Annotated in this window: 16 protein-coding genes; 7 read left to right on the top strand and 9 right to left on the bottom strand. The window is 72.1% G+C overall.

The annotated features are described in order from the left end of the window. Positions 1–183: 183 nt before the first annotated feature. The 3 genes from ACWD12_RS10440 to ACWD12_RS10430 all read right to left on the bottom strand — a co-directional run bounded on the left by ACWD12_RS10440 (position 184) and on the right by ACWD12_RS10430 (position 3,678). Positions 184–612 (bottom strand): response regulator, encoded by a 429-nt coding sequence (locus ACWD12_RS10440; protein WP_358348908.1) that lies wholly within the window; start codon positions 610–612, stop codon positions 184–186. A gap of 211 nt (positions 613–823) precedes the next feature. Then, a complete protein-coding gene (locus ACWD12_RS10435; RefSeq protein ID WP_435838980.1) occupies positions 824–2,068 on the bottom strand; it encodes a SpoIIE family protein phosphatase in 1,245 nt (414 codons plus the stop codon). Further along, positions 2,065–3,678, bottom strand: a complete 1,614-nt coding sequence (locus tag ACWD12_RS10430; protein ID WP_450099375.1) for a sensor histidine kinase — start codon at positions 3,676–3,678, stop codon at positions 2,065–2,067. Before ACWD12_RS10430 ends, ACWD12_RS10435 begins: the two co-directional genes overlap by 4 nt. Positions 3,679–3,974: 296 nt before the next feature. Here ACWD12_RS10430 and ACWD12_RS10425 point away from each other — a divergent pair, with 296 nt between their 5' ends. Next, complete coding sequence (locus ACWD12_RS10425; RefSeq protein ID WP_450099181.1) at positions 3,975–4,421, top strand: response regulator; 447 nt, start codon at positions 3,975–3,977, stop codon at positions 4,419–4,421. 69 nt (positions 4,422–4,490) lie between these two features. Here ACWD12_RS10425 and ACWD12_RS10420 read toward each other — a convergent pair whose 3' ends face one another. Next, positions 4,491–5,237, bottom strand: coding sequence for a flavodoxin family protein (locus tag ACWD12_RS10420; RefSeq protein ID WP_450099180.1), 747 nt, complete (start codon positions 5,235–5,237; stop codon positions 4,491–4,493). Positions 5,238–5,438: 201 nt separating this feature from the next. On the opposite strand from ACWD12_RS10420, the gene ACWD12_RS10415 reads away from it, so the two are divergent. Next, entirely contained in the window at positions 5,439–7,376 is a 1,938-nt protein-coding gene (locus ACWD12_RS10415) for a hypothetical protein (protein WP_450099179.1), read from the top strand. 278 nt (positions 7,377–7,654) lie between these two features. Beyond that, complete coding sequence (locus ACWD12_RS10410; protein WP_450099178.1) at positions 7,655–8,380, top strand: hypothetical protein; 726 nt, start codon at positions 7,655–7,657, stop codon at positions 8,378–8,380. A 63-nt stretch (positions 8,381–8,443) separates the two neighbouring features. Here the strand turns inward: ACWD12_RS10410 and ACWD12_RS10405 are convergent, their stop codons facing one another. Continuing rightward, entirely contained in the window at positions 8,444–9,559 is a 1,116-nt protein-coding gene (locus tag ACWD12_RS10405; protein ID WP_450099177.1) for a phosphotransferase family protein, read from the bottom strand. 112 nt (positions 9,560–9,671) lie between these two features. Between ACWD12_RS10405 and ACWD12_RS10400 the strand changes: the two genes are divergently transcribed. Further along, positions 9,672–10,505 carry an alpha/beta fold hydrolase gene (locus ACWD12_RS10400; RefSeq protein ID WP_358348884.1) on the top strand — a complete coding sequence of 278 codons (834 nt, stop codon included), beginning with the start codon at positions 9,672–9,674 and terminating at the stop codon, positions 10,503–10,505. Positions 10,506–10,631: 126 nt separating this feature from the next. Here the strand turns inward: ACWD12_RS10400 and ACWD12_RS10395 are convergent, their stop codons facing one another. Continuing rightward, positions 10,632–11,042, bottom strand: coding sequence for an organic hydroperoxide resistance protein (locus ACWD12_RS10395; protein WP_358348881.1), 411 nt, complete (start codon positions 11,040–11,042; stop codon positions 10,632–10,634). A gap of 103 nt (positions 11,043–11,145) precedes the next feature. Between ACWD12_RS10395 and ACWD12_RS10390 the strand changes: the two genes are divergently transcribed. Then, complete coding sequence (locus ACWD12_RS10390) at positions 11,146–11,733, top strand: TetR/AcrR family transcriptional regulator (RefSeq protein WP_450099176.1); 588 nt, start codon at positions 11,146–11,148, stop codon at positions 11,731–11,733. Positions 11,734–11,851: 118 nt separating this feature from the next. Here the strand turns inward: ACWD12_RS10390 and ACWD12_RS10385 are convergent, their stop codons facing one another. Continuing rightward, a complete protein-coding gene (locus ACWD12_RS10385) occupies positions 11,852–12,289 on the bottom strand; it encodes a hypothetical protein (protein WP_450099175.1) in 438 nt (145 codons plus the stop codon). 131 nt (positions 12,290–12,420) lie between these two features. Between ACWD12_RS10385 and ACWD12_RS10380 the strand changes: the two genes are divergently transcribed. After that, complete coding sequence (locus ACWD12_RS10380) at positions 12,421–12,975, top strand: DUF4232 domain-containing protein (protein ID WP_358348874.1); 555 nt, start codon at positions 12,421–12,423, stop codon at positions 12,973–12,975. Between the two features lie 179 nt (positions 12,976–13,154). Then, positions 13,155–13,895 carry a polyprenol monophosphomannose synthase gene (locus tag ACWD12_RS10375; RefSeq protein WP_450099174.1) on the top strand — a complete coding sequence of 247 codons (741 nt, stop codon included), beginning with the start codon at positions 13,155–13,157 and terminating at the stop codon, positions 13,893–13,895. Positions 13,896–14,113: 218 nt separating this feature from the next. On the opposite strand, the gene ACWD12_RS10370 is transcribed toward ACWD12_RS10375, so the two are convergent. Beyond that, on the bottom strand, positions 14,114–14,362 hold the full coding sequence (locus ACWD12_RS10370) for a chaplin (protein ID WP_358365204.1): 249 nt from the start codon (positions 14,360–14,362) through the stop codon (positions 14,114–14,116). 258 nt (positions 14,363–14,620) lie between these two features. Further along, entirely contained in the window at positions 14,621–15,217 is a 597-nt protein-coding gene (locus ACWD12_RS10365; protein ID WP_450099173.1) for a DUF7691 family protein, read from the bottom strand. Positions 15,218–15,240 lie beyond the last annotated feature (23 nt).

The following is a 15,240-nucleotide window of genomic DNA, read 5'->3' as shown; positions in this document are numbered from 1 at the left end:
AGCCCCGGCACGTGTCGCGTGCCTTGGCGGGCGGCACCTGTACCGCCCTGGTGGTCGGGCGCCCGCTCGGCGGGCTCGGCGACCTGACAGGGCCATACCCAATCAGCCGAGCTGAAACTCCGTCAAGCCGGGAATTTCCGAGGCGACTTCCGCGACCAGCCGGATTGGCTCCGGCAAAGGTGGTCATTCAGGAGAATTCGGACTCGCCGCGGTGTCGAGGAAGAACGCGTCGATGCTGCGCACCGCATGGGTGAAATCGTCAAGATTCACCGGCTTGGTGATGTACGCGTTGCTGTGATTCCGGTACGCGGCGGCCACATCCTCCGGCGCGCCCGATGTGGTGAGCACCACAGTCGGGATCACCTTCAGCTTCTCGTCGTTCTTGAGGACGTGGAGCAGTTCGCGCCCGTTCATCCGCGGCATGTTGAGGTCGAGGAGGATGAGGTCGGGGCGCGGCGCGTCCGGGTCGTTGAGGCGTTCCAACGCCTCGACGCCGTCCGAGACCTGGGCGATCCGCCGGGGCGTGCCGCCGCGCAGCAGCGCCTCCTCGATCAGCAGCGCGTCCGCGAGATCGTCCTCGACCAAGAGGATGTCAAAGGGTCGTCCGGCCATCGGGAACTCCACTCACAAGAGGCAACGGCCCGGATGACAAACCCGGTCTGACCCGTTCCCGGCTGGGCGGACGGGCGAACGCACCGTATCCGCACGGGCACGCCAACCTCCGCCCGCCGTTCCACCCTAGGCGCCGTGCCCGCCGTACGACAACGGTTGTTGCCGTGCGGACGCCCGCCCGCGGCTCCTCCCGGCCCTGCCCGATGTCCGCTCAACGTCCGCGCTGCGCGGGCAGCGTCCCCGGCGCGGACCACGCCAGGTGCAGCACCGCGAGGTCGTCGGCGTGACGGCCCGCGTTGAGGTGCTGCGCGGTGGTGACCAGGTGGTCCAGCAGACCGTCCGCGTCCGTCTCGGAGACCCCGCTGACCAGGTCGATCAGACCCGACGTGCCGAGCCGCCGGCGCCCCCGGCCGGTGTGCCCCTCGATGAGGCCGTCGGTGTAGAGCAACAGGGCGTCGACCCCGGGCAGATGGGACTCGGTGGGCCGCCAGACCCCGTGCCCCGGCATGATCCCGAGGGCGATGCCCAGCGCCGCGTCCATCTCGCGCGCCGTGCCGTCGGCGCACAGCAGCGGCGGGTGGTGCCCGGCCAGCGTCACCGTCGCGAGGTCCGTCTCGGGATCGAGGACGACGGTCGCGCAGGTGGTGAACATGTCGGAGCGCGGGCGCTCCGCCACCAGGACCTCTTCGAGCAGGCTCATGAGTTCGACGCCCCGATGGCCCGCGAGGGTCAGCGCGCGCCAGGTGATGCGCAGCAGTACGCCGAGCGCGGCCTCGTCCGGACCGTGACCGCTGACGTCGCCGATGACCGCGTGCACGCGCCCGTCCGCCGTCTGCACGACGTCCAGGAAGTCGCCGCCCAGCAGCGCGCGCTGACGACCCGGCAGATAGCGGCTCGTGACCACGACCTCCGGTGAGCGCAGGAGCGGGGCCGGCAGCAGGCCGCGCTCCAGGCGCGCGTTCTCCTGCGCGTGGATGCGGTTCTCCAGCAGCTCGGCGTTGGCGTGTTCGGCCTGCTTGCGCTGGATGGCGTACCGCAGCACCCGGCTCAACAGATCGGGCTCGACCTGGCCCTTGACGAGGTAGTCCTGCGCGCCGCTGGCCACCGCCTGCGTTGCGGCGCGGGACTCGGCCAGGCCGGTCAGCACCACGACGGCGGCGGTCGGACAGGCGTTCTGCACCGCGCCGACCGCGGGCACCCCCGAGACATCCGGCAGGTGCAGGTCCAGCAGTACGACGTCGGGCGCCTGCCGGCCGATCTCGGTGAGCGCGTCGGCGAGCGTCTTCTTCCAGCGCAGGATGGGCTCGAGCCCGGTGTCGGCGAGCAGTTCCTCGACGAGGAGGGCGTCCCCGGGGTCGTCCTCGACCAGCAGGATGCGGTACGGCGCCTCGGCGGTCGCGGGCACGCGCTCGGCCCGGTCCGCCCTGTTGGCGGGTTCCGGCAGAGGGCCTGTCACTTCCGGCCTCCGTCTCGGTCGTCCCCGGTGTCGACCCCGGTCTCGCTCCCGGCGTCGGGATCGGCCTGGGTCCCCTCGTCGATCTTGTCGCCGGTCTCGTCGCCGGTCTCGTCGTCCGTCCCGTCGTCGGGACCGTCCGACACCGGCAGTGTGAAGGTGATCCGGGTCCCGGGGGAATGGCCGGGGTCGACCCCGATTTCGCCGCCGTGGAATTCCACGATCTTCTTGCACATCGCGAGCCCGATCCCGGTGCCCGGATAGCTGTCCTTGGCGTGCAGCCGCTGGAAGATGACGAAGACGCGGTCGGCGTACTCGGGGGCTATGCCGATGCCGTTGTCCGTCACCGCGAAGTCCCACATGTCGCCATCCTGGGTCACCGACACGTGTACGTGCGGGGCTTGTTCGGGATCGCGGAACTTGACGGCATTGGAGAGCAGGTTCTGGAACAGCGTGGTCATTTGTGTCGGATTGGCGGTGAGCGTGGGGAGCGGATCGTGGGTGATCGTCGCCCCGCTCTCCTCGACGGCGAAGCTGATGGTGTCGGCGACGCGGGCGAACGTCCGCTCCAGGTCGACCGTGTCGTGGTCGCCGTCGGTGCGTCCGACGCGGGAGAAGGCCAGCAGGTCGTTGATGAGCGCCTGCATGCGGTTGGCGCCGTCCACGGCGAACTCGATGTACTGGTCGGCGCGCTCGTCCAACTGGCCGGAGTAGCGCCGCTGGAGGAGCTGGCAGAAGCTGGCCACCTTGCGCAGCGGTTCCTGGAGGTCGTGCGAGGCGACGTACGCGAACTGCTCCAGTTCGGCGTTGGAGCGGCGCAGATCCTCCGCCTGCTCGTCCAGCTTGGCCCGCGCCCTGAGGGTGAAGTCGAGTTCGGCGAGTAGGCGCCGGCGCATGCCCTCGACGTTCAGGGCGAGCTGCTGGAGGTCCGCGGGGCCGTTCGCCTCGATGGGGTGGTCGAAGTTGCCGTGGCTGACGCTGCGTGCGTCGGACGACAGGCGTTCGAGCGGGATCGTCACACCGCGCCGAAGGCCTTCGAAGACCAGCGCGGCCAGTACCAGGATGACCACGGCGATGGCCCCGAATATCGCGTTGCGCCGGATCTCGACCTCGTCGAGGTCCCGGTTCGCGGTCCGGCGGGCCTGCTCCAGGTGCTCCTGCTGCGTCTTCGCGGCGGCGCGCACCGCGTCGAACTGCGGTTTGCCGGCCTCGACGCGCTCGACCAGCGCCGCGGTCAAGGTGCCGGGTTCCACCCGGGCCACCGGCCTGGCGATGTCGGCCTGCCAGCGCTCCACGGCGGCGAGGACCGCGGCGAGATCCGCCTGTCCGGCGGCATCGTCGTCCAGCAGCGGCCGCAGGACCCCGACCACGGACTCCTGCTCCTCCACACCCCGCATGTACGGCTCGAGGTAGGACAGTTGGCCGGAGAGCCCGTACCCGCGTATGCCCGTCTCCTGGTCGAGCAGCGCCTTCTCCAGGCGCAGCGAGGCTATGAGGGCGGGCGAACTGCGATCGGTGAGCCGGTCGGTGACCGCCGAGGCCCGGTTCAGGACCCAGGCGCCCAGCGCCCCGAGTACGAGCAACACGGTGAGCGCGGCCATGACGCTCGTCATGAGCCAGCGCCGGGTCGTCCACGACTGGCGTCCGCGACTGCGGAATCCCCTCACGCGCTGGCCCCTCCCTGTCCGTGTCGTCCGTCGAGGCGTGCGGCGCCTGCGCGGCGCCGCACACGATACCCGCATCCCTGACAACGGTTGTTGTCTGAGGGTGAGCACGGGGCCTACCCTTGCCGTCGCGCCGCACCGCGCGCGTACGTCCGCGGGGGTTGGCCGACGGGTCCCGGTGGCACCAGACTCCGCGTACGATCACGGCACACCCCGCACCGTCGTGAAAGGACCCGAGCGATCCGATGGTCCCCCTCATCGCCCGGCACGGCTACGACATCCTCCTGGTGGAGGACGACGCGGCCGATGCCGTCCTGATCCAGGAAGCGCTGAGCGAACGCGACACCCGGGCGATCACCCGCGTGCCCGACGGCGTGGCCGCGCTGGAATACCTGCGCGATCCCTCGACGACGACCCCGGACCTGATCGTCCTCGACCTCAACATGCCGCGCATGAGCGGCCGCGAGCTGCTACACGTCCTCAAGAACGACGAGGAGCTGAAGGCGATCCCGGTTGTGGTGCTCACCACGTCCGGGGCTCCGGAGGACGTGGCGGCGTCCTACCGCAACCACAGCAACGCGTACGTCACCAAGCCGATGAACCTCGACGACTTCGCGCGGGCGGTGCGCAGCATCGACGCGTTCTTCCTGGACACCGCGACGCTCCCCGAACAGTCCCCGCCGCGCGACTGAACCCGCCGGTCGTGGCCCCGGCGTACCCAGTGGGCGCCGAGGTGCCGGGTATCGGGGCTGTCGGCGTCGTCAGCGGTACTCGGGGTTCTCGAAGTCGAAGCGCGCGCCCGCGTCCCAGGCCTTGCGCTGGTTGCCGTACGCCGGGATCCCGCCCGCGTCCTTGAGCAGCCGGGCCAGGTGCAGCAGGTTCCACGTCATGAAGGTCGTGTTGCGGTTCGTGAACTCGTTCTGCGGCCCGCCGGACCCCTCGTCGAGGTACGAGGGGCCGGGCCCCGCCTCGCCGATCCAGCCCGCGTCGGCCTGCGGCGGGACGGTGTAGCCGAGGTGTTGGAGGCTGTAGAGGACGTTGGCGGCGCAGTGCTTGATGCCGTCCTCGTTCCCGGTGATCAGGCAGCCGCCGACGCGCCCGTAGTAGGCGTACTGGCCCGAGGTGTTGAGTTCTCCGGAGCAGGCGTAGAGGCGTTCGATCACACGCTTGGTGACCGAGCTGTTGTCGCCCAGCCAGATGGGGCCGGCGAGTACCAGGATGTCGGCGGCCATGACCCGCTCGTACAACTCCGGCCACGCGTCGGTCTCCCAGCCGTGGCCCGTCATGTCCGGCCAGACGCCGGTGGCGATGTCGTGGTCGACCGCGCGGAACTCGTCCACCGTGACGCCGTGTTTGCGCATGATGAGCCGGCTGATGTCGACGACGCCCTGGGTGTTGCTCACCTCGGGGGAGCGCTTGAGCGTGCAGTTGACGAACAGTGCGCGCAGATCGTCGTAGCGCGCGGGCGGGCCGCTCGGGGCCGACGGGGGCGCGGATCGCTCGGTCATTCGCCCACTGTGCCGGGGTCGCCGCGGGCCGCCGCGGAGAATCGCCCGGACGCCCGGAGGACGCCACCCGCTCGGTCCAACTAACAGGATTGTCCTATCCGTTGGTGACCCATTCGGGCGGCGCTCGTTGCCCAGCGTGGTGGTGGAACCGATCGCCGGATCCGCCGCGGGGACGACGGCGCGGGTGGAGGGGCGGGAGCGATGGACGGCGAGAACGCACGGGACGCGTGGCGGCGGCGTGCCGCGGCGGCGTACTTCGGCGCACGGGTGCGGGGGCCGGGTGGTGCGGGGGTACGCGGAACCGAGGCCGTCCTGGTCCGCCACTATGCGGAACTGACGCGCACCGCGTACCTGATCCTGCCGCCGTCGGACGGGCGCCACGGGCGGGTGCTCGCCGCCCACGGCATCGTGCAGGACGCCCTGCCCGGCCGCGGCGCCGAGCCGCTGGACGAGGACGGCCTGCGCGCCCGCGTCGTGCGCGGCGCGCTGCGGTACGCCGGACGCCGCCGGCGCCGCCTGCTGCCACGGGTGTGGGGCCTGCGGTTCTTCACCGTGACCGCCGACCCCGACGCTCTCGCGGTGGAGCGCGAGGTCGCCGCGCTGACGCCGCTCGGCCGTGCCGCGTACGCATTGCTCTTCCCCGCCGGGCTCACCGCCGACCACGTGGCGTCGGTGCTCGCGGACGCCGGTGCCGCGGACCCGGAGGGCGCGGTCGCGGAGGCGGTGCGGGCCGGCGCGTCCGCACCCGGCTCCAGGCGCCCCGTCCGCGAACTCGTCGACGCGGGGCCGCTGGACCCCTGCACGGTCCGGGTCAGCGCGTCGGACCTGCTGCGCCGTCGGCGCAGGCGCCACACGGCCGCGGGCGCGGCCGTGACCGCGCTCGCGGTGACCCTGTCACTCGTCGTCCTGGCCGACGGCGACCCGCGGCCCGCCCGTGCGCCCGTCGGCGCCCCGATGGCGCCGGTGGCCGCGTCGGTGCCGCCCGTGCGGGTCGCGCCGGACGCGTGGGCGTCGACCACCCGGCTCGACTTCGCGGTCTGGAGCACGCGCGGCCCGCTGGCCGGCGACGCGGCCCTGGCGGACCGAGCGGTGCGGGCGTGGCAGACACCGGACCCCGGCCTGACCCCGCACACCGAGGTACGCACCACCCCCGGGCCGCCCGTCGGCACCCCCCGCATCCTCTTCGCGGGCGACGTCGGCGGCGAACGGGTCGTCCTGCTCGCCGACCCCACGCGCCTCGCCCGCTACACCGAGGCGGGGCAGGTCCGCACCCTCGCGGTCGGCGCCGCCGACGACTCGGACGCGCGCTCGGCCTCGGCGGTCGTCCTCACCCGCGGCGCCGACGGGGTGCGGCTGCTGCTCGCGCCCTGGGTGACCGGGGCCCAGGTCCGCGACCTGCGCAGCCCCGGCGTTTCGCCGCGTCCGCTGACGGTCGATCAGGACGGGGTGACCGGACCGGCGTTGCTCGACGTCGCGGACTGCGCCAGAGTCGGCGTACTGGAACTGCGGGCGACGCGCGCCGCGGACGGCAACCCCTACCTGGTCGCCGACCTCGGCGGACTGGCCGCTACCCACCTCACCTACATGCCACCGCCGGAATTCACCCACACCGGCCGTCCGTCCGAGGCGGCGTCCAGCGAACGCGCACTCAACGCCTGGTCGTTGACCGCGTGCATGCTCGCCGATCTGCGCGGACACGGCCTCCGCCTGGTCAACAACTGGGAGTTCGCGCACTTCGCCCTGCCGGAAGCGCCGAACGGCGAGGCGACGTGGTCGTGCCTGCACGGCTTCGACCGGGTCGGAGGTGGCACCGTCAACGTCGTCTTCACGCCACCGGGCGCCGACGCGGCGGCGACGCGCACGGTTGGGGCGGTGCGGGACGCGCCGCTGTGCAGCAGGTCGGGCAACGACGTCGTGGGCTTCACGTGGTGGCAGTCCGGCACGGGCGCGTGGTTCCTGGTCGCGGCGGGCAGCCGGGACATCGTCGGGGTGAGCGCCACGGGGCCCGTCACCGGAACCGCCGAAGGCCGCCAACTCGTGGTTCCCGTACCCGCGGCAGCGCCGCAGGGCCCGCTGCCGCAGGTGGTCGGACGGACGAAGACCGGCACCGACGTGCCCGCCCCGACCAAGCCGGAGTAAGCCCCCGGGCGCTCCGACTCGGCGGCGTTCACCTGCCCGAGGGCCGAATCCTTCGAAGGCGGTCGCTCGGTTGCCCCGGCATCGCGCCCCCGCGCAGGCTGCTTCCTCCCGGACCCCCGGCACGGACGTGCTGGGAAGCCGACGACGGCCGGGGCATTATGCGCTTGTGTCATCGCGACTCCGCCGACGGCCAGATTGCGGGTGCCGGCCCGGTGACGACGGGCCGGATCACGTGGCCGGAGGCCAAAGCCAGTCAGTGGTGGAAGGGAGCAACCGGTATGCGACCGACAGGTGTCATATTCGCGGCGCTGGACTGCGACGCCGACGTGATAGAGGACTGGAACCGCTGGTACGACCTGGAGCACACACCGCCGAACCTGCTGCTGGACGGTGTCGTCCAGAGCAGGCGGTACGTCGCGCCGCCCGAGCTGCACGACGCCCGGATCGCCGCCGAAGGCTCGCCGTTCGCGGGCGGCAGGTCGACGTTCCTGACCATCTACACGCTTCTCGGGGACCCCGTCGCCGCGTTCCAGGGCATGACCGGACTGCGCGACGTGCTGGTGGCGGCCGGGCGCATGGAGTTCCCGGCCGACAAGAAGGCGGTGCGGGACGGCGACGTGTTCGCGACCGTGACGGCCACCGGTGACGGCGCCATCCGCCTGCCCGCCGACGAGGTCGCTTTCGTGGGCCACACGGGCATCGTGGTGACCCAGCGGCGCGGGGGAGCCGAGGCGGCCCGTGCGCGTGCCGGGCGCCTGGTGGCCCTGGACGGCGTGCACGGCGTGTGGTCGCTGGCCTCGGGCACCCGCGACGGGCTCGAACTCGACATCGTGTTCGTCGAGGGCGACGAGGCCGCGGTGGCGGCGCGGCTCCGTGCGGCCGAACCGCACGACGCGGCGACCGAGGTGGTGGTCGACGCGCCGTACCGGCTGATCGACCCGCTGCGCTACCCGTGGGCGGCCCAGATCCGGGCGTCGGACCTGCCCGCGAAGGTCGGCGGCTGAACTCTCTCCGCGGACCGCTCCGGACGCGCGCGACGGCTTCGGCCGGGTGCGCGTCCGGGGGCCTCACGCCGTGATCAGGTCCTCCAGGTCGCAGCGGGCGCGGATGAGGTCGTCGGGATCGTCCGGCATCGCGATCTCGCCGAAGTGCACGGCGCGCAGTTGGGTGCGCAGCGAGATGACCGACATGCGGAGCGACGCGTACACGCGGTGGAACTCCTCGTCGCGCGGGTGGTAGCCGGTGAGTTCCGCGTAGCGGGCGGCCACGTCGTCCCAACGCAGGAAGTCCGGCAGGCCGGGTACGCCGCGCCGCTCGGCACCGGTCTGGAACATGCGGTGCAGGTCGACCAGCCAGGCGAGGTCCAGTTCGGGTACGCCGAGTGCGGCCATCTCCCAGTCGAGGACGGCGGCGGGCAGGGCGTCGGTGCCTTCGGTGTACATGATGTTGCCGACCCGGGAGTCCCCCCAGGACAACACGGTCGGGCCTTCCTCGCTCGGCCAGTTGGCGTCCAGCCAGGCGAATCCCCGGTCGATGAGCGGCGACGGGTGCTCGGCGGCGGCCCAGTCGGCGAACGCCCGGGTCGCGTCCACGTGGCGGCGCAGCGTGGAACGGCCGTTCGGCGTCTCCCGGTCCAGGAACGCGAAGCGTGACGGGGCGTCAGGGATGCGGTGCAGCGCGGCGATCGCCTCGACGGTGGCGTCCTGCATGCGCGAACGCGCCTGCGGGGAAAGCTCGGTGACCCACGAGCCGTAGACGTACGGCGGGATGTCCGGCGGGACGCGGCCGTCCAGGCGCTCCATCACGAAGAACGGCGAGCCGAGCGGCGCCGGGTCCGGCTCGTACCAGTGCACGTCCGGGACCGGTACGTGGTCGCGGACCAGCCGCATGGACTCGAACTGCGCGGCCAGGTCGTAGCGCGGGAAGACCGGCATCGCGTCGACCCGGGGCGCGAGGCGTACGACGAGACGGCGCTCGACGGGTCCGCCGTTCTCGGTCCAGCGGGCGGTCAGCAGCAGCGTCTCGCTCGACATGCCGTTCGCGGACGGGACGGCGAGGTCCAGGACCTCCGCGTCGGGATCGGGCACCCGGGTGCGCAGCCACGCGCGTACGGCGGCCTGCGCCTCCCCGGTGTCGCGGGTCGACGTGCGCGGCCGTGCCATTGCTCCGCTCTGCTCGCTCATGCCGCGCATCGGACCACGGGCGTCTGACACAGTCAAGTATCTGCGGATTCGCGGCCTTCGGACGGGCATGCTTGCCGTGAGCCGGTCGCACACGTCGACACGGAGGTGAGCCATGCCCGAAGTGGAACTGTCCGCCGGAACCGTCGAGTACACGGACACCGGGGGACGAGGCCCGGTACTGGTCTTCCTGCACGGCTTGACCATGGACGGCACCGTGTGGCGGCACGTCGTGGACCGTCTGCGCGACAACTACCGCTGCATACTGCCCACGCTCCCGCTTGGCGGCCACCGCAGGCCGATGAACCAGGACGCGGATCTCTCGCTCACCGGACTCGGCCATCTCATAGGCGAGTTCCTGGAGGCCGCCGACCTGCACGAGGTGACCCTCGTGCAGAACGACTGGGGCGGCGCCCAGATGCTGATCGCGGTCGGCTCGGTGGACCGCGTCGCGCGTCTGGTCATCACCTCGTCCGAGGCGTTCGAGAACTACCCGCCCCGGCCCGCCCGGCCGCTGTCGGTCGCGGCGCACATCCCCGGCGGGCTGTTCCTGGTGATGCAGGCGCTGAGGCTGCGTGCGGTACGGCGGGCGCCGGGCGGGTGGGGGTGGATGAGCAAGCGCCCGGTGCCCAAGGAGGTCATGGACGCCTGGTTCCGGCCCGCGACCACGAACCGGCAGGTGCGCCGCGACCTGGGCAAGTACGCGCGGTCCGTGCCGAGCCGCACGGTCCTGCTGGAACTCGCCCGGCGCAGCGAGCGGTTCGAGCGCCCGGTGCTGATCGTGTGGGCCGTCGAGGACCGCATGATGCCGGTCGACCACGGCCGCCGCCTCGCGCGGCTGTTCCCCGATGCCCGGTTCGTCGGGATCACCGACAGCTACACCTTGATACCGGAGGACCAGCCGGACGAACTGGCCAGAGCGATAGCGGAGTTCGTCGACTCGACCTGAAGAGGCCGTGTTGAAGCCGTGTTGAGGCCTGTTGAAGCCGTGCTGAAGGGATCGCGGTCCTCGGCCGCGGCGCGGGACCGCACGCGGTGCCGCGCCGCGGCGGGGCGGACGACGGACCTGCCGCGCCTACTCGACGACCAGTTCGACCGGGATGTTGCCGCGCGTCGCGTTCGAGTACGGGCACACCTGGTGCGTCGCCTCGACCAGTGCGCGCCCCTCCGCCTCGGACAGGTGTCCGGGCAGTTCGACGCGCAGTGTCACGGACAGCGAGAAGCCGCCTTCGCCGTTCGCGTCCAGCCCGACCTCGGCGGTCACCGAGGCGTCCGCCGCGTCGACCTTCTGGCGGCGCGCGACCAGCTGCATGGCGCTCGCGAAGCACGCCGCGTACCCGGCCGCGAAGAGCTGCTCCGGGTTGGTGCCGACGCCGGTGCCGCCCAGCTCCTTCTGCAGGCCCAGCTGAACGTCGAGCTGACCGTCGGAGCTGACGGCGCGCTGGTCGCGGCCGGCGGATGTGGCGATGGCGGTGTAGATGCTCATGGGAAGCCCCTCGGGTATGCCGTGCTCGAACACTTGGCAGACAGATCTGTCTGTCTGGCTGAGAACCCGAGCATAGACAGGTCTGTCTGGTAACGTCAATGTGGTGACGAAGAAAGAGGAAGTGCGCCGCCGCGAGAGTCCGGCCCGGCGCCGCGTACTCGACACCGCGACCGCGCTCTTCTATGCGGAAGGTGTGCATGCGGTCGGCATCGACCGGATCATCGCCGAGGCCGGCGTGGCGAAGGCGACCTTCTATCACCACTTCCCGGCGAAGGACGTGCTCGTGCACGCGTACCTCGACGAGCAGTACCGCGCCCACCGCGACGCCGTCGCGGCCGTGCGCGAGGCGTCGGGCGGGGAGAACCCGCGCGAACTGCTGCTCGCGGTGTTCGACCGCATGGGCGAGATCGCCCGCGAGCCCGGCTTCCGCGGCTGCCCGTTCATCAACGCCGCGGCGGAGTTCCCGGACGCGGGGCATCCGGTACGGCAGGCCGTGCTGGACCACCGGGTGTGGTTCCGCACGGTGATGACCGAACTGCTGGCTGCGGCGGGGGATCCCCGCGCGGCGGAGACGGCCGACATACTCATGCTGCTGCGCGACGGGCTGGCCGTCGGCTGCTACCTGGACGACGCGGCGGCGGTCCGCGCGGTCATCCGGCCCGCCCTGGACCGCGTCCTCGGCGACGCATAGCGCGCGAGCCCGCCGCACATGGTGTGTGGGCGGGCTCGCGCGTGTCAGGCGGTTCTGGGGGGCGGGTGTGTCCGTCGGGGGACGCGCGGGTGGGGCGGGCGGGGTCGCCCGGCGCCGATCACGCCTCCGGCGGCTCGCAGTTCACGTCGAGCAGCTTGAGCGGCCGGCTCTTGTCGAGGTCGACGTACGCCGTGAACGCGGCGATCTCCTGGTCGGGGCCCCAGCCGAGGAACACCGTGGCCCATCCGACGCCCGCGGACTGCGCGGTGGTCACGGGGCCGATGTCGATGTCCTTCGGGGCGTTGCGCGTGCACATGAGCAGGTCGAAGCCGGGCGGGGCCTCCTCGGCGCGCTCCTTGAGGTCCTCCGACACCAGGTGCTCGCGCTCCCACGGGGTGGGGCCGGTCTTGCCGTAGAAGTGGTGCAGGAACCGGCCGACCTCCTTCGCGGAGTACTGCGACCCGGGAGCGGCGGACGCGGGGCCGGAGAGTGAGGCGGTCAGCGCGCCCGCGCAGGCGACGGCAACCAGGGCGCTGCGGATTCGTGCTCGGGGCATGAAGGATTCCCCTCTACAAGTGGGACGTTCCTGGCCTTTCTTGGACGTCCTGGAGTCGAGCCCGGGTTGCCTGGGTCACACGAAAGAGTGAAAGCGGGCATAACCAACCGGTCGGTGGAAAGGCCGACCGCATGCGTACACCCCGTGCAGCACGCAACTCCCGTGCCCTCACCGCCGTCGCGGCTCTCGCGTTCGTTCCGCTGGTCGGACTCGCCGCCGCACCGACGGTCGGCGCCGCGTCGGCCACCTCCTCGTCCGCGGCCGCCCTGCCGCCGCCGTGCGTGCCGGACAACCTGTCCGTGGAGGCGCACCAGATCCCGCCGGTCGCCCGCGGCGTGGTGCTGGTCCGCGTCGTGAACGAAGGCGCGGCGTGCACCGTCGACCGGTTCCCGACCGTCACCTTCGCGGGCCTCGACGGCTCCGCCCGCCCCGAGCCGCCCGCGGCCGGCGCCCGGCACGCACTCGACCCCGGGGAGGGCGTGTACGCCGCGGTGAGCACGGACGACCGCAGCGGCAACGCCCGCTACGTGCGGGCGCTCACGGTCGCGGCCGACCCCGCGCACGCCGGCACCACCTTCTCCGCCCGGGAGCTCGGCGCTTCGCCACGCGGCATCGCGGTCTACGACCCGATCACCACGTGGTGGCACGGCACTCCGGACGAGGCGATCGCGGCACTGCCCCGCTGACCCCGGGCGTACCGAACCGGCAACGGCACGGCCCCGAGACCGGCGGCCCCCTCCCGGGGGCCGCCGGTTGGCACGCGGGGATGCCCGGCCCGTAGAGTTCCCGTACCGTTCGCGACCTCGTCGGCGGCGAGTCAGGTCGCCTGCCCCTGGGGGCGCATGTCCGACGAGTGGGAATGATCATGGGCGAGACCGACCCCAAAATCACCGTTGTCGTGCCGACCTACAACGAACGGGACAACCTGCCCGTCCTGGTCGACATGCTGACGGCTCTGGGGCTGCCGAACCTGCACGTGCTCGTGGTCGACGACAATTCGCCGGACGGCACCGGCGACGTCGCGGACAAACTCGGGCAGGAGGCGGCGATCCCCGTCGGGGTGCTGCACCGCACGGAGAAGGACGGCCTCGGCCGGGCGTACGTCGCCGGCATCACACGGGCCCTCGACGAGGGCGCCGACATCGTGGTCCAGATGGACGCCGACCTCTCGCACCCCGCATCGGTGGTGCCCACCATGGTCGCCACGCTCGCCGAGGACTCCGGCGCGGCGGTCGTGCTCGGCTCGCGGTACGTCCGCGGGGGCGAGGTCGCCAGCCAGTGGGCGTGGCACCGCAAGGCCCTCTCCGCGTGGGCGAACCGCTACGTCAACGTGATCCTGCGGCTCGGCGTCAAGGACGCCACGGCCGGCTTCAAGGCGTGGCGCGCGGGCACCCTGCGGGCCATCGAGGTCGGCACGGTCCGCAGCAACGGCTACGCGTTCCAGGTCGAGATGAACTACCGCACGGTCCGGCAGGGCCTGCGCATCGTCGAGGTGCCCATCCGCTTCGAGGAGCGCGCCGACGGCGTGTCGAAGATGAGCCTCGCCGTGCAGTTGGAGTCCGCGCTGATGCCGTGGAAGCTGCGCTTCGGCGGACGCAAGCGCTGAACCGCCGGAACGGCGGTGCCGGGCCGGGCGGTTCGCAGCCGCCCGGCTCAGCCGTCTCGGCCCGGCTCAGGTCGGAAACGTCCGAGCCCCGCGGCGATGGCATCGCCGCGGGGCTCGAACGGACATGGAGGAACTGCCGGCAGGACGGCGCCCCCGCTTCGACCGGCTTGGTCAGCCGACGTTTTCAGGTGCGGGGACGACCGTCGTCCGCCGTTCGGTCAGTGACCGTCGACGTTCGCGCAGAAGTTGCCGAACGCCGGGTTCAGGACACCGATGACGTTGACGCTGTTGCCGCACACGTTCACCGGAACGTGCACCGGAACCTGCGCCAGGTTGCCGGAGATGACGCCCGGCGAGCCGACGGCCGCGCCGTCCGCGTCCGCCTCGGCGTTGGCCGCACCGGCACCGGCCATGATCAGGGCGGCGCTGCCCGCCACCAGGATCGAAGCCTTCTTGAACGTGTCCACGTGGTTCTCCGTTCCACCCTCAACACCGCGGGTTCGCGGCGCTTACCCCTCTCAACGAACCTGCGCCGAACGGGCAACCGGTGGATGCCGATCATCACCCGAAAGCGGTGCGGGCAGGTCCGGATGCCGCAGGTCCCGGGCCTGCGGCACGGGCGCGTACGGGACGGCGGGCCGCGGTGCCGGGCGGGTGCCGCCGGCGTACGCCCGGGGGTTTGCGCGGGATCTCGCCGCGTCCGCCGCCATCGGCGACGCGCCAGGTCAGGACATGAACCCCACGACGCCGCGGCCCTCGTGGGCCCGCGCCTCACGCAACCAGCCGGCGCACTCCTCGATCGCCTCGCGCACCTCGGGGTCGAGGTCGGCCAACTGCTCCTCGGTCACCGCCTCGTACTGGGTGAGCGCGGCGGCGCAGTCCTGCGGCGACCAGACGCCGTGGCCCGGCAGGTCGGTCTGCGGCAGCGGCGACGGCAGCCCGTAGCCGAACTCCGAGACCTGGACCGCGTCGACGCCGATCGACTTCAGCCCCTCGTCGACGCGCGCGAGCCAGCCGAACCGGAACGGCGAGAAGCTGTTGCCCACGACCCTGCGGCCGTGGAACGCGCAAATCATCCGGTACGCGTAGCCGTACTGGAACGTGTGCGTGGCGCCGAACGGACCGCCGTCCACGACCGCGGTCAGCGCCTCGTACAGGGTCGGCGCGCCCGCCTCGATCTCGCTCGCGAAGTACTCGTCGTCGTGGGCCATGTCGCGCTTGAACCGGCCGCCGATCGCCCGGCGGGTACGCACGTCGCCGGATCCGATCACGGCGCGGGGCAGGGCGGGGGCGACGATGAAGAGGCTCAGGGAAAGGCTCATGGCGCCCAACCTATCGACCGCGC

This window comes from Streptodolium elevatio, from assembly GCF_053592165.1.
This window is presented reverse-complemented; position numbering and strand designations above follow the sequence as displayed.

What these genes read in the sequence shown, in the direction of transcription:
- ACWD12_RS10365 (WP_450099173.1), bottom strand. Translation starts at nt 15,217, where the DNA reads ATGAGCCTTTCCCTGAGCCTCTTCATCGTCGCCCCCGCCCTGCCCCGC.
- ACWD12_RS10430 (WP_450099375.1), bottom strand. Translation starts at nt 3,678, where the DNA reads ATGACGAGCGTCATGGCCGCGCTCACCGTGTTGCTCGTACTCGGGGCG.
- ACWD12_RS10380 (WP_358348874.1), top strand. Translation starts at nt 12,421, where the DNA reads ATGCGTACACCCCGTGCAGCACGCAACTCCCGTGCCCTCACCGCCGTC.
- ACWD12_RS10425 (WP_450099181.1), top strand. Translation starts at nt 3,975, where the DNA reads ATGGTCCCCCTCATCGCCCGGCACGGCTACGACATCCTCCTGGTGGAG.
- ACWD12_RS10415 (WP_450099179.1), top strand. Translation starts at nt 5,439, where the DNA reads ATGGACGGCGAGAACGCACGGGACGCGTGGCGGCGGCGTGCCGCGGCG.
- ACWD12_RS10400 (WP_358348884.1), top strand. Translation starts at nt 9,672, where the DNA reads ATGCCCGAAGTGGAACTGTCCGCCGGAACCGTCGAGTACACGGACACC.
- ACWD12_RS10395 (WP_358348881.1), bottom strand. Translation starts at nt 11,042, where the DNA reads ATGAGCATCTACACCGCCATCGCCACATCCGCCGGCCGCGACCAGCGC.
- ACWD12_RS10375 (WP_450099174.1), top strand. Translation starts at nt 13,155, where the DNA reads ATGGGCGAGACCGACCCCAAAATCACCGTTGTCGTGCCGACCTACAAC.
- ACWD12_RS10420 (WP_450099180.1), bottom strand. Translation starts at nt 5,237, where the DNA reads ATGACCGAGCGATCCGCGCCCCCGTCGGCCCCGAGCGGCCCGCCCGCG.
- ACWD12_RS10385 (WP_450099175.1), bottom strand. Translation starts at nt 12,289, where the DNA reads ATGCCCCGAGCACGAATCCGCAGCGCCCTGGTTGCCGTCGCCTGCGCG.
- ACWD12_RS10440 (WP_358348908.1), bottom strand. Translation starts at nt 612, where the DNA reads ATGGCCGGACGACCCTTTGACATCCTCTTGGTCGAGGACGATCTCGCG.
- ACWD12_RS10405 (WP_450099177.1), bottom strand. Translation starts at nt 9,559, where the DNA reads ATGAGCGAGCAGAGCGGAGCAATGGCACGGCCGCGCACGTCGACCCGC.
- ACWD12_RS10410 (WP_450099178.1), top strand. Translation starts at nt 7,655, where the DNA reads ATGCGACCGACAGGTGTCATATTCGCGGCGCTGGACTGCGACGCCGAC.